Below are 14,422 nucleotides of genomic sequence, written 5' to 3' on the forward strand. Positions count from 1 at the left end.
ACACACTGCTTTCGCGAGCAAGCCCGCTCCCACATGGAGAAGTGTGTTACTTGCAGACCTTGGCGATGGCCTCAGCCAGCAAATCCAGGCGCGTGGCATCGATACCCGCCACGTTGGCCCGCCCGGAACTGACCATGTAGACGCTGTGATGGTCGCGCAGGTTTTTCACTTGCTCAGGCGTCAACCCGGTGTAGGAGAACATCCCGCGCTGCTGACCAATGTGTGCAAAGCGTTCGCGCAATCCGTGGGGCTCAAGGGCTTCCACCAAACCGCTGCGCAATTGGGCGATGCGAACGCGCATGGTTTCCACTTCGTCGGCCCAGAGATTTTTCAATTCCGGATCGCCGAGGATGGTCGCCACTACGGCGGCGCCATGATCCGGTGGGGTCGACCACAGGTTGCGGGCGATGTTGGCCAATTGGCTGCGGATGTCGATGAGCTTGTCTGCGTTTTTCGCACAAACAATCAGCGCACCGGTGCGATCGCGGTACAAGCCGAAGTTCTTCGAGCAGGAACTGGTGATCAGCACTTCCGGCAACTCGGCGGCGAACAGCCGGGTCGACCAGGCATCCTGCTCCAGGCCATCACCGAAACCTTGATAAGCAAAGTCGATCAGCGGCAGCAATTCACGGCGGCGCACTACTTCCAGCACTCGCTGCCAATCGTCATGGGACAAATCGAAGCCGGTCGGGTTGTGGCAGCAGGCGTGCAGCAACACAACGTCACCTTTCGGCGCTTCGTTGAGCACGGCGAGCATGCCCTCGACGTCGAGGCGGTTGTCGCTGCCCACGTAGGGGTAGTGACTGACCTTGACCTTGGCCGCCGCGAAAATGGTTTCGTGGATCGGCCAGGTCGGATTGCTCAGCCACACGCCACGGCCCGGCAGGCACTGGGCGATGAGTTCGGCGCTCAGGCGCAACGCACCGGTGCCACCCGGTGTCTGGGTGGCGCCGGCGCGGTGTTGGGCGATCAACTTGGAATCGGCGCCGAGCACCAACTCATTGATCGCTTTGCCGAAGGCAGGTTCGCCATGACCGCCGATGTAAATCTTGGTGGTTTGGGAGCCCACCAGACGCGCCTCGGCCAGTTTCACTGACTGAGGAATCGGCGTCAGGCCCTGGGCATCTTTATAGACGCCCACGCCAAGGTCGAACTTGCGCGGGTTCGGGTCCTGCGCATAGGCCTCCATCAGGCCCAGGATCGGGTCGCCAGGCACTCGACCGATGGCGTCGAAATGCATTATTTGCGGCCCTCGGCGTCTTTGGCCACTTCGTCAGTGCGCGCGGCCATGATGAAGTCGTTGCGGTGCAGGCCCTTGATCGAGTGGCTCCACCAGGTCACGGTGACTTTGCCCCACTCGGTCAGCAGGCCAGGGTGATGACCTTCTGCCTCGGAGATTTCGCCGACAGCGTTGGTGAACGCCAGGGCGTGCTTGAAATTTTTGAACAGGAAGACTTTTTCCAGCTGCATGATGCTGTCGCGTACTTCGATGTTCCAGTCCGGGATCTGCTTGATCAGGATCGGCAATTCTTCGTCGCTGACTTGTGGAGCGTCGGCGCGGCAGGCTTCGCAGTGGGCTTGGTTCAGTGTGGACATGATGTATTCCTGAATTCGAATTATTGGGGTTCGGCCGTCAGTGTCACCACGCTAAAGCAAAGCGTCGGCGCCGGACAGGCTCACTTGAATCTAAAAGCTGCGGTTCACGCCGCTTTTGGTTTTGGCGGAAATTTAGGTGCGTGCAAACCCATCTGCATCGCTTGCTTGACCATGCCCATGATGTCTTCGTGGGCCAGGTCGAACAGGCGCTTGAGGTTTGGCAGCGCGAAATACACCGGTTGCAGAATGTCGATGCGATACGGCGTGCGCATGCACTCCAGCGGATCGAAAGCTTGATGCTCCGGCTCGCTGGACAGGCTGTAAACGGTTTCCTTCGGTGAGGACAGGATGCCACCGCCGTAGATGCGCTGGCCTTGCGGGGTGTCGAGCAGGCCGAATTCGATGGTCATCCAGTACAGCCGCGCCAGGTACACGCGCTCTTCCTTGGTCGCTTGCAGGCCGAGTTTGCCGTAGGTGTGGGTGAATTCGGCGAACCAGGGATTGGTCAGCAATGGGCAGTGGCCGAAAATCTCGTGGAAAATGTCCGGCTCTTGCAGGTAATCCAGTTCTTCGCGGGTACGAATAAAGGTAGCCACTGGAAACTGCTTGCTGGCGAGCAATTCGAAAAAGGTCTGGAAGGGGATCAGCGCCGGAACGCGGGCGACCTGCCAGCCGGTGGTTTCACCGAGGACCTTGTTGATCTCGCCCAGTTGCGGAATGCGGTCGTGGGGCAGACCGAGTTTCTCGATACCGTCCAGGTACTCCTGGCACGCACGCCCTTCGATCACTTTCATTTGGCGAGTGATCAGCGTGTTCCACACCGCGTGTTCTTCGGCGGTGTAGTCGATAAAACCTTGCGCATCGGGCTCGCGAGCCACGTATTGCGTCTGCTTCATGCTGCTCTCCTGCTAAGGATTTCGTTCTTGTTATGTGCTGCTATGGACTTAGGAATAACCCATGAATTGCGTTGTTGCAGCAGATGGTTCGAGCCGTGCGTAGGAAAATCCTTCGATATTCGTAAAGTTTTCGTTACGGTTTTGCCGTTGTCGCGCAGATGTTGAGATTGGCGGGTGGGAAAAGCGCTCCACCTGTCACATAATCTTGACGACTATCTGGGTGCCTCGGCAGAAAAGTCGGGCGCTAAACCTGTGGGAGCCAGCCTGCTGGCGATAGCGGTGTGTCATTCGACATCAAATCGCCTGCTGCGACGCCATCGCCAGCAGGCTGGCTCCCACAGGTCAATCATCGTTTATCAGGTCTTTCATATGCGTATCAAAGTCCACTGCCAGAACCGCATCGGCATCCTGCGCGACATTCTCAACCTGTTGGTGGAGTACGGCATCAACGTCGCTCGCGGCGAGGTGGGCGGGGAGCATGGCAACGCGATCTATCTGCACTGTCCGAATCTGATCAACATTCAGTTCCAGGCGCTGCGTCCGAAATTCGAGGCGATTGGCGGGGTATTTGGCGTCAAGCGCGTAGGGCTGATGCCCAGCGAGCGTCGGCACATGGAGCTCAATGCGCTGCTCGGTGCCCTGGAGTTCCCGGTGTTGTCGATCGACATGGGTGGCTCGATCGTGGCGGCCAACCGTGCGGCGGCGCAACTGTTGGGCGTGCGGGTCGACGAGGTGCCAGGGATTCCGCTGTCGCGTTACGCCGAGGATTTTGATTTGCCGGAACTGGTGCGGGCCAACAAATCGCGAATCAACGGGCTGCGGGTCAAGGTCAAGGGCGATGTATTTCTGGCTGACATCGCGCCACTGCAATCGGAGCATGACGACAGCGAGGCCATGGCCGGCGCTGTGTTGACGCTGCACCGCGCCGACCGCGTGGGCGAGCGTATCTATAACGTGCGCAAGCAGGAATTGCGCGGCTTCGACAGCATCTTCCAAAGTTCGAAAGTGATGGCAGCAGTGGTGCGCGAGGCACGACGCATGGCGCCACTGGATGCGCCGCTATTGATAGAAGGCGAAACCGGCACGGGCAAGGAATTGTTGGCACGCGCCTGCCATCTGGCCAGCCCCCGGGGGCAATCGCCCTTGATGGCGCTCAATTGCGCGGGCCTGCCGGAATCCATGGCTGAGACTGAACTGTTCGGCTACGGCCCCGGTGCCTTCGAAGGGGCTCGGGCCGAGGGCAAGCTTGGGCTGTTGGAACTCACGGCGGGCGGTACGCTTTTTCTCGATGGTGTCGGAGAAATGAGCCCGCGCTTGCAGGTCAAGTTGCTGCGCTTCCTGCAGGACGGTTGCTTCCGGCGTGTAGGCAGCGATGAAGAGGTTTATCTGGATGTGCGGGTGATTTGCGCGACTCAGGTCGATCTCTCGGAGTTGTGCGCGCGCGGGGAGTTTCGACAGGACCTGTACCACCGCTTGAATGTGTTATCGCTGCATATTCCGCCGCTGCGCGAATGCCTCGACGGATTGACGCCGCTGGTGGAACACTTCCTCGATCAGGCCAGCCGGCAGATCGGCTGCCCGCTGCCCAAGCTGGCGCCAGCGGCCATGGAGCGACTCAGTCATTACCATTGGCCGGGCAATGTTCGGCAACTGGAAAACGTGTTGTTCCAGGCGGTTTCCCTGTGCGATGGCGGGACGGTCAAGGCAGAGCATATTCGTTTGCCGGACTACGGCGTGCGTCAGCCCCTTGGCGATTTTTCGCTGGAAGGCAGTCTGGACGAGATCGTCGGTCGTTTCGAAAAAGCGGTGCTTGAAAGCCTCTATTCCGAGCATCCGAGCAGTCGGCAACTGGGCAAGCGATTGGGGGTTTCCCATACCACCATCGCCAATAAGTTGCGTGATTACGAGGTGGGCAAGAGCCTCGGTGACTGATCGTTCCCACGCTCTGCGTGGTAACGCCTCAACGGACGCTCTGCGTCCGCTTTTGGGACGCAGAGCGTCCCGGGCTGCGTTCCCACGCAGAGCGTGGGAACGATCGCTGTGCAGGTCGGCATTTGCCGTTAGCGGCATGACACCGCCGGTTTTTCGTCTCTGACACAATTCCCCTAATCCCCTCTGTCCCCCTCAAGTCCTTTGTTTACCGGGCCTCACGTCGCCAAAAACAAGTTGGTCTGCAAATTGCTTATGGCTCATCAGTACAGCAGTGGGCGGCAAACGTCCAGCAGGCAGAGGAAAGATTGTGGACAAGTACCTTTATGTGGCAATGACCGGCGCCAGCCAGAATGCTCTGGCGCAAAAGGCCCATGCCAACAACCTCGCGAACATCTCCACCAACGGCTTCCAGAAAGACCTGGAGCAGGCGCGTTCGATGCCGGTGTTCGGTGACAGCTTTCCGGCGCGTGCGTTTGCCATGTCCGAACGCCCGGCCACCGACTTTTCTCCTGGCTCACTGGTTCAAACCGGTCGCGACCTCGATGTGGCCGTGCAAGGCAACGGCTGGCTGGCGGTGCAGAACCCCGATGGCGGTGAAAGCTATGTGCGCACCGGCAGTCTGGTGGTTGACGCATTGGGCGTGCTGCGTGCCGGCAATGGCATGCCGGTGATCGGCAATGGCGGACCGATTGCCGTGCCGCCCGAGCAGCAGATCGAAGTGGGCGAGGACGGCACCATCAGCATCCGTGCGATGGGTGAAGGCCCTCGCGTGATGGCGGAGGTCGACCGCATCAAGCTGGTCAATCCGGACTTCAAGAACATGACCAAGGGCCTGGACGGTTCGATCCACACCAAGGACGGCAAGCCGGCGCAAGCCGATGCCAACGTCAAGCTGGTGTCCGGTTTTCTTGAGTCGAGCAACGTCAATGCCGTGGAGGAAATGACCTCGGTGCTGGCTTTGTCCAAGCAGTTCGAGCTGCACATCAAGATGATGAACACCGCCAAAGAAGACGACCAGGCCATGGCTCGGGTCTTGCAGATCAGCTAATTATCAGAACGTCGCGCCGTAAAACAGGCGCACGAGGAGAATTGAATGCTTCCGGCTCTATGGGTTGCCAAAACCGGTCTGTCCGCCCAGGACACCAACCTGACCACCATTTCCAACAACCTGGCCAACGTGTCGACCACGGGTTTCAAACGTGACCGCGCCGAGTTCCAGGACCTGCTCTACCAGATCAAGCGTCAGCCAGGCGCCCAGTCGACCCAGGACAGCGAGCTGCCGTCGGGTCTGCAAGTGGGTACCGGTGTGCGCATCGTTGGCACCCAGAAAAACTTCACCGCCGGCAGCCTGCAAACCACCGAGCAGCCGCTGGACATGGCCATCGACGGTCGCGGTTTCTTCCAGATCCTGCAGCCGGACGGCACCACGTCCTACACCCGTGACGGTACTTTCCACCTGGACTCCAATGGCCAGATCGTCAACGCCAGCGGCTTTGCCCTGGAACCGGCGATTGTCATTCCCAACGATGCCCAGACGTTCACGGTCGGCAAGGACGGCACCGTGTCCATCACTGTGGCCGGCAACCCTGCCTCCCAGGTGATCGGCAACCTGCAAACCGCCGACTTCATCAACCCCGCCGGCCTGCAGGCGGTGGGTAACAACCTGTTCCTGGAAACCGCCGCCAGTGGTGCACCGCAAGTCGGTACGCCGGGCCTGGCCGGTTTCGGTACCACGCTGCAGAACACCCTGGAAACATCCAACGTCAGCACCGTTGAAGAGATGGTCAACATGATCACCACTCAGCGTGCCTACGAGATGAACTCCAAGGTGATCTCCACCGCCGACCAGATGCTCTCGTTCGTAACGCAGAATCTGTAATCAAGTCTATGAGGCGGTCATGAGACCGCCTGCAACACCGTGAGGTAAGGGTCATGAAACGCTTCGTCTCTGTTCTGGCATTGAGTGGGATCACCGCGCTCGCAGGCTGCGTGCCTGCGACGCCAAAGCCCAATGACCCTTACTACGCCCCGGTGTTGCCGCGTACGCCGCTGCCGGCTGCGGCGAACAACGGCTCGATCTATCAGGCCGGGTTTGAACAGAATCTCTACAGCGACCGCAAGGCGTTCCGGGTCGGTGACATCATCACCATCACCCTGAACGAGAAGACCCAGGCCAGCAAAAACGCCAACTCGCAAATCGGCAAGAACAGCAAGACCAGCATCGGCCTGAGCTCGCTGTTCGGCTCTACCCCGAACACCAACAATCCGTTTGGCAGCGGCGACCTGAGTCTGGACGCCAGCTATGAAGGCGACCGCGCGACCAAGGGTGACAGCAAGGCGGCGCAGGGCAACACCCTGACCGGTTCGATCACCGTGACGGTGGCCGATGTATTGCCCAACGGGATTATTGCGGTACGTGGCGAGAAGTGGATGACGCTCAACACCGGCGACGAGCTGGTGCGCATTGCCGGGCTGGTTCGTGCCGACGATATCTCGACCGATAACACCGTTTCGTCGACCCGTGTCGCCGATGCGCGCATCACCTATTCGGGCACCGGTTCGTTTGCCGATGCGAGTCAGCCAGGCTGGTTCGACCGTTTCTTCCTCAGCCCGCTGTTCCCTTTCTAGGTGGCTTTCCCGTTGAGCATGTTGAACTTCAGAAGTCTCATCGTTGCTGCCCTGATGCTGTCGGCAGCCTTCAATGCTCAGGCCGAGCGGCTGAAGGACATCGCCAGCATCTCCGGCGTGCGTTCCAACCAATTGATCGGCTACGGCCTGGTGGTCGGGCTTAATGGCACCGGCGACCAGACGACCCAGACACCGTTCACCCTGCAGACCTTCAACAACATGCTCTCGCAGTTCGGCATCAAGGTGCCGCCGGGTTCGGGCAACGTGCAGTTGAAGAACGTTGCGGCGGTGTCGATCAGTGCTGATTTGCCAGCCTTCGCCAAGCCGGGTCAGCAGGTCGACATCACCGTGGCGTCGATCGGTAACTCAAAAAGCCTGCGCGGCGGTACTTTGCTGCTGACACCCCTCAAAGGTATCGATGGCAACGTCTACGCAATCGCCCAAGGCAACCTGGTGGTTGGCGGTTTCGATGCTGAAGGTCGCGACGGTTCGAAGATCACCGTCAACGTTCCGTCGGCCGGTCGCATCCCTGGTGGTGCATCGGTTGAGCGGGCGGTGCCGAGCGGTTTCAATCAGGGCAACAGCCTGACCTTGAACCTCAACCGTTCCGACTTCACCACGGCCAAGCGCATCGTCGACAAGATCAACGACATGCTCGGCCCAGGCGTGGCCCAGGCCATCGACGGTGGTTCGATTCGCGTCACCGCGCCGCTGGATCCGAGCCAGCGTGTCGACTACCTGTCGATCCTCGAAAACCTCGAAGTCGATCCGGGTCAGGCGGTGGCGAAAGTCATCATCAACTCCCGTACCGGCACCATCGTGATCGGTCAGAACGTCAAGGTTTCCCCGGCCGCCGTCACCCACGGCAGCCTGACGGTGACTATCACCGAAGACCCGATCGTCAGCCAGCCAGGCCCTCTGTCCAATGGTCAGACCGCTGTCGTGCCGCGCTCGCGAGTCAATGCCGAGCAGGAAGCCAAGCCGATGTTCAAGTTCGGCCCGGGCACGACCCTGGACGAGATCGTGCGTGCGGTGAACCAGGTGGGCGCCGCACCGGGTGACCTGATGGCCATTCTCGAAGCATTGAAACAGGCCGGCGCGTTGCAAGCCGACCTGATCGTGATCTGAGGACGGCGACCATGGACATGTACAAGAGCGGTCGAATCAGCAGCAGCGATTCAGGATCATTTTCCGACCTGAACCGGCTGAACCAGCTCAAGGTCGGCGACAAGAACAGCGATGCCAACATGCGCAAGGTCGCGCAGGAGTTCGAGTCGCTGTTCCTCGGCGAAATGCTCAAGTCCATGCGCTCGGCCACCGAAGCGCTGAGCAAGGACAACCCGCTCAATACGCCTGAAGCCAAGCAATATCAGGAAATGTACGACCAGCAACTGGCGGTTTCCATGTCCCGCGAGGGCGGTGGTATCGGGCTGGCAGATGTGCTGATGCGGCAGATGTCGAAGAACAAACCGTTGGCACCCGGTGAGGCGGCGAGCTTGTCCGCCGCCAAGCAGGAAGCCGCGAAAGCCGCCGCGCAGACGCCAGTGGCGGCCGGCACGGTGGCGATCAACGGGCCGCTGTCGCGGGTCAATGGCGAGCGTCCGTTGTGGGCTTCGCGTTCGGTCAACGCGCCGACAGGCGAGGGCGCGCATCGCAATGACATGGCGCTGATCAATCAACGGCGTCTGGCGTTGCCACCGAAGCTCGCTGATCGTCTGTTGGCTGGCCTGGTGCCTTCCGCCACGACGACCCCCGCAGCAGTCAACAAGACGTCATTGCCGGAGCGTGTCGCAACCACCGGTGCAGGGCCTTTGTACAACGGCGACTGGCTGGCGAGCGCACAAGCCGCGTCGAGCGGGGGCCTGCAGATTCACGGTCGCGCCATTGCGCAAATCCCGCTGGCACCGGCAAAGAAAGCCTTCAGCTCCGCCGACGAATTCGTCAACACCATGCTGCCAATGGCCAAAGAGGCCGCCGACCGTATTGGTGTCGATCCACGTTACCTGGTGGCTCAGGCTGCCCTGGAAACCGGTTGGGGCAAGTCGGTCATGCGCGCCCAGGATGGCAGCAGCAGCCACAACCTGTTCGGCATCAAGGCCAGCAGCAATTGGCAGGGTAATTCGGCGCGGGCGATCACCAGCGAATTCAGGAATGGCGAGATGGTCAAGGAGACGGCCGAGTTCCGTTCCTATGACTCTTACAAGGACAGTTTCCATGACCTTGTCACGTTATTGCAGAGCAACAATCGCTATCAAGATGTCGTGAAGTCGGCCGATAACCCAGAACAATTTGTACGCGAGTTGCAAAAGGCCGGTTACGCAACCGACCCGAACTACGCCAGCAAGATTTCGCAGATAGCCAAGCAGATGACGAGTTACCAGAACTACGCTGCGGCGGGCGCTTCCACCACGCCTTTATAGGCATAAGGGACTGAACAATGAGTTTGCTCAATATCGGCATGTCGGGTCTGTCCGCTAGCCACGCCTCGTTGGTGACTACCGGTAACAACATTTCCAACGTCGATACCGTCGGGTACTCGCGCCAACAAACTGTGCAGAACAGCAAAGGTTCTATTCAGTACGGCAATGTGTTCATCGGCACCGGCACCTCGCTGGCAGATGTGCGTCGGGTGTACAACAGCTACCTCGATGCGCAGTTGCAGACCACCACTTCGCTCAACAGTGATGCGCAGGCTTATCTGAAGCAGGCTACCCAGGTCGACAAGTTGCTGTCCGACAGCGGCACTGGCGTGACCAAAACGCTGCAATCGTTCTTTGCCTCCTTGCAAACCCTGGCTGGCAATTCCAATGACAGCGCTGCTCGTCAGGCGTTGCTGACCAATGCCCAAGGCCTGAGCGGGCGCTTCAATGCCATTTCGCAACAGTTGAAGCAGCAAGGTACGTACATCAATGATCAACTGGGCTCTATGGCCGATCAGGTCAACAAGCTGGCGTCGACCGTTGCTGCTTACAACAAGAAAATTTCCGAAGTCAGCGGCTCGGGCGGCACGCCGAACGAACTGCTGGACCAACGCAATGAAACCATTCGCCAGCTCAATGAATTGGTTGGTACCCAGGTCACTCAGACCGAAGGGCGACTGGACATCTATCTGGGCAGCGGCCAGCCGCTGGTGATTGGTGACACTGTCAATAAGTTGCGTGTAGCGGTCGATCCCACCGACCCGACCCAGTCCTCGATCATCATGGACCGTAATGGTTCGTCGATCGACATCACCAACGTGATGGGCGGTGGCGAGATGGGCGGGCTGGTGCGTTATCGCAACGAGGTGCTGACACCTGCGGTCAATGGCCTGGGTCGTATCGCCATGGTCGTGGCCGATCAGGTCAACAAGCAGTTGGGCCAAGGGCTGGATCAGAACGGCAACTTCGGCGCGGCGCTGTTCAACAACATCAACAGTGCGGCAGCGATCAGCCAGCGCAGCATTGCTGGCGCCGATAACAATCCGGCATCCGGCAACCTGAACGTCACCATCAAGGACACCAGTAAACTGGCGGCCAGCGATTATCAGGTAACCATTACGGCTACGGGGTACAACGTGCGTCGCCTGTCGGATAACTCTGATATGGGCAACTTCGCCTTCGCCACTCCGCCTGCAGCGGATCCGGTCATCGATGGCTTCAGCCTGAGCCTGAATGGCGCCGGCGTGAATCCTGGCGATACATTCAAGATTACTCCGACCCGCAGCAGCGCCGCCGACATGACCACGGTCATGACCGACACTAAAACCTTGGCCACTTCCGCTCCACTGACGTCTACCAAGGCTTCGGGCAACAACGGCACCGGTGCGGTCAGCCAGCCAAACCTGACCACTGCCCTGGATATTTACGATCCGGTACAGCGCCTTGACGTGCAGACAGCGGTCAAGGCATCGATGCCTGTTCGCATGCTCATGACCAGCGCCAGCGCCTATGAAGTATTCGACGCCAAAGGCAACAGCATCGGCACCGGCAGCATCGTGCCAGGCCAGAACAATGATGTGAGTATTTCGGTGCCTTACACCGATGCGGGTGGCAACGCCAAAACCTTCAGCGTGGGAATGACTGTCAGCGGTAGCCCCAAGTCGGGCGACAGTTTCAACATTGCCATGACGGCGGCTGACAGCACTGACAACCGTAACGCCCAGGCACTGCTCGCTTTGCAAACCAAGGCTACCGTCGGCGCAACCACCACCAGCCCGGGTGTGAGCTTTACCGATGCGTATGGTGGCCTGGTATCGACCGTCGGCTCCCAAACAAAGCAGGGCCAGCTTGATGCCACGGCAACGGACACCATCCTGACCGGGGCGCGAAACGCCCGTGACTCGCTGTCGGGTGTCGACCTCGATGAAGAGGCAGGCAACCTGACCAAGTACCAGCAGTACTACACGGCTTCTTCGCAGATCATCAAGACTGCGCAGGAAATTTTCAGCACCCTGATCAATGCCCTTTAAGGAGCCGTAGAACATGCGCATTTCTACTGCACAGTATTACGCCACGACGGCAGCCAACTATTCCCGCAACCTCAGCAACGTCGTCAAGACGGCTGAGCAAGCCAGCAGCGGTGTAAAGCTCGAAACCGCGGCGGACGATCCGGTTGGAGCGGCTCGCTTGCTGCAACTCGAACAGCAAAAAGCCATGTTGGGTCAGTACACCACCAACATCAATGCGTTGAACACGGCTCAAGCACAGGAAGAAAGTGTGCTCGACAGCATTAACAACGTGCTGCAAAAAGTCAGTGAACTGGCGGTGCGTGCCGGTGGTGGTTCGTTGAACGACGATGACCGCAAATCCATTGCGGCAGAGCTCAAACAGTCCGAGGAGCAATTGCTGAGCCTGATGAACAGCAAGGACGCCAACGGCAAGTACATCTTTTCCGGCGCGAGCAATAATACGCAGCCTTTCGCGCGCAACAGCGATGGCACCTACAGCTATCAGGGCGACCAGACCCAGCTGGAGCTGAAGATCGGCGACTCGATGTCGCTGGGCCTCAACGATACCGGATGGGATGTTTTCCAGCAGGCGATCAATGCGGCCCGTAGTTCGACCAAGATGACCTTGCCGGTTGTCGACGATGGGCGTGTGGCCTTGTCGCCGGGACTGGTGAGTTCTGGTCCGGCTTTCGATGCAAATTTCCGCAGCGGTCAGCCTTACACCATGTCGTTCACCAGCAGCACCCAGTTCAAGATTACCGATGCGCTGGGTAATGACGTGACTGCCGAAGCGGCTGGCGGTGGCAAGTTTGACCCGAATGCCAAGGGCGGTTCCGACGTCAATTTCCGTGGTGTGACCTTCAAGCTGGATATCACGTTCCAGGCTGGTGACACCCCCGCTGATTCCGCCAGTGCCGATGCTGTGATTAAAGATCATAGTTTCCAGCTGACGGCCAAACCGGACAGCTTCGTCGCCAACCGCGCACCGAACAACCCGTCGACGGCGATCATTTCCCAGACCACGGTGACCAACGCTGCCGACTACAAGAGCTTCTTCCCTGAAGGCGGCGCAGTCCTGAAGTTCACCGGTCCTGGCGCCTTCGAGCTGTACGCCCGTCCATTGACCAGCACGAGCACCCCGGTCACCACCGGGACTGTAGTGGCCGGCGTGGCGACGGCGGCCGGCGTCAGCTTTACCTTGGGCGGCACGCCGCCGACTCCAGCAGCGGGTGATCAGTTCGATATCGCGGTCAATACCCACCAGACTCAAAATGTACTCGATACCATCAGTCAGCTACGTTCGGCCCTCGATACGCCGACTCAGGGCAATCCGGCCGCGCAACGTTTTCTCGAAGATACGATTGCGTCGTCCATTGCGAACCTGAACAACTCCAAGAACCAGGTCGACCTGGCACGTGGTGCGATCGGTGCACGTGGCAATGTGATGGATATGCAGACTGAGCAGAACACCAGCACCAGCTTAATCAACGAATCGACGAACAACTCGATCAAGAACACTGACCCGGCTGAAGTACTGACCCGTCTGACCTTGCAGCAAACCATGCTGCAGGCGGCGCAACTGGCGTTCGCCAAGGTTTCCCAGTTGAGCCTGTTCAACAAGCTTTGAGTCGGTCTTGACCGCTCGCGGCCAGCTCCTGTCATAGGGGGCTGGCTTTTTTTTGCCTTTTTTTCGGTGTCGGACGAAGCGGGGTAGTGCGCTTTCTTGGCCACAAAATCAAATAAAGCACTGATCTCTGAGTGACCCGTCAGTCAAAACGCGCATCTTCACTGTATCCTGTCTGCGGGCGGTGAAAGGTGGCGGACTGTTCAAGGTGTTTGCTTGAGCTCCGACGATGCCAGGCCCTGACTGTAGACGCCCTCGGTTCAGCGAGCGGCGATGTTCAGCTGTTTATTATTGGGAAGCCATAATGATTGGCATAAAAAATATAGCGAGTTACGTGCCGGCAGCCGGGGTTGATAACTACGCCCAGGGTGCAAAGTTCGACAAGGACGAAACCTTCATCCTTGGCAAAATCGGTTCAGCGTTTTTGCCGCGCATGGATGCCGATCAGGAAACTTCCGATCTGTGTGTCGAAGCCGCCAATGCGTTGTTCGCCGCCAGTCCCGAACTCAAGCGTGAAGCCATCGACTGCTTGATCGTCGTCACCCAGAACGGTGATGAAGAAGGCTTGCCGCATACCGCTGCAATCGTTCAGGACAAGTTGGGCCTGCCGACTCATGTTGCTGCATTCGATATTTCCCTGGGCTGTTCCGGCTACGTTTATGGCATCTATGCGATCAAGGGCTTCATGGAAGCGGCAGGGCTGAAAAATGGCCTGCTGATCACCGCCGATCCGTATTCGAAGATCGTCGACCCTGAAGACCGCAACACCACCATGCTGTTCGGCGATGCCGCCACCGCGACCTGGATGGGTGAAAACGCTGTCTGGCAGTTGGGCAAGTCGAAGTTCGGCACTGATGGTTCCGGTGCGCCACACCTGAAAGTCAGCGACGGCGTGTTCTTCATGAATGGTCGCCAGGTGTTCAACTTCGCCTTGCTCAAAGTCCCGGCGCATTTGCATGAGCTGCTGGATGAGTCGAACTTGCAAGCCAGCGACATCGATGCCTTCTGCATTCACCAGGGCAGCGCGGCCATCGTCGATGCGGTGGCGCGCCGTTTCGAAGAAGGTGAGCCGGAGAAGTTCGTCAAGGACATGCTCGAAACTGGCAACACGGTTTCATCGAGCATTCCGTTGTTGCTGCAAAACCATGTATTCGATTCCAAGTGGACGCGTGTGGCCATCAGTGGCTTTGGCGTGGGCCTTTCGTGGGGGTCGGCGATTCTTTATCGCGGCTGATCGACCTCTGCGCAGTCGCAATGAAGAACGCCCGGTAACGTAAGTTACCGGGCGTTTTGCGTTTTATTGACGCCGACTTTCTG

The 14,422-nt window shown here is 59.0% G+C and carries 12 protein-coding genes; 9 read left to right on the forward strand and 3 right to left on the reverse strand.

The window, feature by feature from the left end:
• Nucleotides 1-46 precede the first annotated feature (46 nt).
• From ACRESJ_RS00055 to phhA, 3 genes are all read right to left on the reverse strand, one after another.
• On the reverse strand, nt 47-1,240 hold the full coding sequence (locus ACRESJ_RS00055) for an amino acid aminotransferase (RefSeq protein ID WP_431756039.1): 1,194 nt from the start codon (nt 1,238-1,240) through the stop codon (nt 47-49).
• The gene (locus tag ACRESJ_RS00060) at nt 1,240-1,596 is read right to left on the reverse strand and encodes a 4a-hydroxytetrahydrobiopterin dehydratase (protein WP_007975310.1); all 357 of its coding nucleotides are present in this window, start codon (nt 1,594-1,596) and stop codon (nt 1,240-1,242) included. Before ACRESJ_RS00060 ends, ACRESJ_RS00055 begins: the two co-directional genes overlap by 1 nt.
• A gap of 104 nt (nt 1,597-1,700) precedes the next feature.
• The gene (gene phhA, locus ACRESJ_RS00065) at nt 1,701-2,492 is read right to left on the reverse strand and encodes a phenylalanine 4-monooxygenase (RefSeq protein WP_431756040.1); all 792 of its coding nucleotides are present in this window, start codon (nt 2,490-2,492) and stop codon (nt 1,701-1,703) included.
• A 369-nt stretch (nt 2,493-2,861) separates the two neighbouring features.
• Here phhA and ACRESJ_RS00070 point away from each other — a divergent pair, with 369 nt between their 5' ends.
• From ACRESJ_RS00070 to ACRESJ_RS00110, 9 genes are all read left to right on the forward strand, one after another.
• Nucleotides 2,862-4,424 carry a sigma-54-dependent transcriptional regulator gene (locus ACRESJ_RS00070; RefSeq protein WP_431756041.1) on the forward strand — a complete coding sequence of 521 codons (1,563 nt, stop codon included), beginning with the start codon at nt 2,862-2,864 and terminating at the stop codon, nt 4,422-4,424.
• Nucleotides 4,425-4,731: 307 nt separating this feature from the next.
• Nucleotides 4,732-5,472, forward strand: a complete 741-nt coding sequence (locus tag ACRESJ_RS00075) for a flagellar basal body rod protein FlgF (RefSeq protein WP_431756042.1) — start codon at nt 4,732-4,734, stop codon at nt 5,470-5,472.
• Between the two features lie 45 nt (nt 5,473-5,517).
• Nucleotides 5,518-6,303 carry a flagellar basal-body rod protein FlgG gene (gene flgG / locus ACRESJ_RS00080; RefSeq protein ID WP_431756043.1) on the forward strand — a complete coding sequence of 262 codons (786 nt, stop codon included), beginning with the start codon at nt 5,518-5,520 and terminating at the stop codon, nt 6,301-6,303.
• 53 nt (nt 6,304-6,356) lie between these two features.
• The gene (flgH, locus tag ACRESJ_RS00085; RefSeq protein ID WP_431756044.1) at nt 6,357-7,052 is read left to right on the forward strand and encodes a flagellar basal body L-ring protein FlgH; all 696 of its coding nucleotides are present in this window, start codon (nt 6,357-6,359) and stop codon (nt 7,050-7,052) included.
• A gap of 18 nt (nt 7,053-7,070) precedes the next feature.
• Complete coding sequence (locus ACRESJ_RS00090) at nt 7,071-8,180, forward strand: flagellar basal body P-ring protein FlgI (RefSeq protein ID WP_431756076.1); 1,110 nt, start codon at nt 7,071-7,073, stop codon at nt 8,178-8,180.
• A gap of 11 nt (nt 8,181-8,191) precedes the next feature.
• Nucleotides 8,192-9,472, forward strand: coding sequence for a flagellar assembly peptidoglycan hydrolase FlgJ (gene flgJ / locus ACRESJ_RS00095; RefSeq protein WP_431756045.1), 1,281 nt, complete (start codon nt 8,192-8,194; stop codon nt 9,470-9,472).
• Nucleotides 9,473-9,489: 17 nt separating this feature from the next.
• Nucleotides 9,490-11,502, forward strand: coding sequence for a flagellar hook-associated protein FlgK (gene flgK, locus ACRESJ_RS00100; protein ID WP_431756046.1), 2,013 nt, complete (start codon nt 9,490-9,492; stop codon nt 11,500-11,502).
• Between the two features lie 13 nt (nt 11,503-11,515).
• Nucleotides 11,516-13,108 carry a flagellar hook-associated protein 3 gene (locus tag ACRESJ_RS00105; protein WP_431756047.1) on the forward strand — a complete coding sequence of 531 codons (1,593 nt, stop codon included), beginning with the start codon at nt 11,516-11,518 and terminating at the stop codon, nt 13,106-13,108.
• Between the two features lie 301 nt (nt 13,109-13,409).
• The gene (locus ACRESJ_RS00110; RefSeq protein ID WP_431756048.1) at nt 13,410-14,339 is read left to right on the forward strand and encodes a ketoacyl-ACP synthase III; all 930 of its coding nucleotides are present in this window, start codon (nt 13,410-13,412) and stop codon (nt 14,337-14,339) included.
• Nucleotides 14,340-14,422 lie beyond the last annotated feature (83 nt).

The sequence above is a fragment of the Pseudomonas sp. genome (assembly GCF_050739655.1).
In the GTDB taxonomy this organism is placed as follows: domain Bacteria; phylum Pseudomonadota; class Gammaproteobacteria; order Pseudomonadales; family Pseudomonadaceae; genus Aquipseudomonas.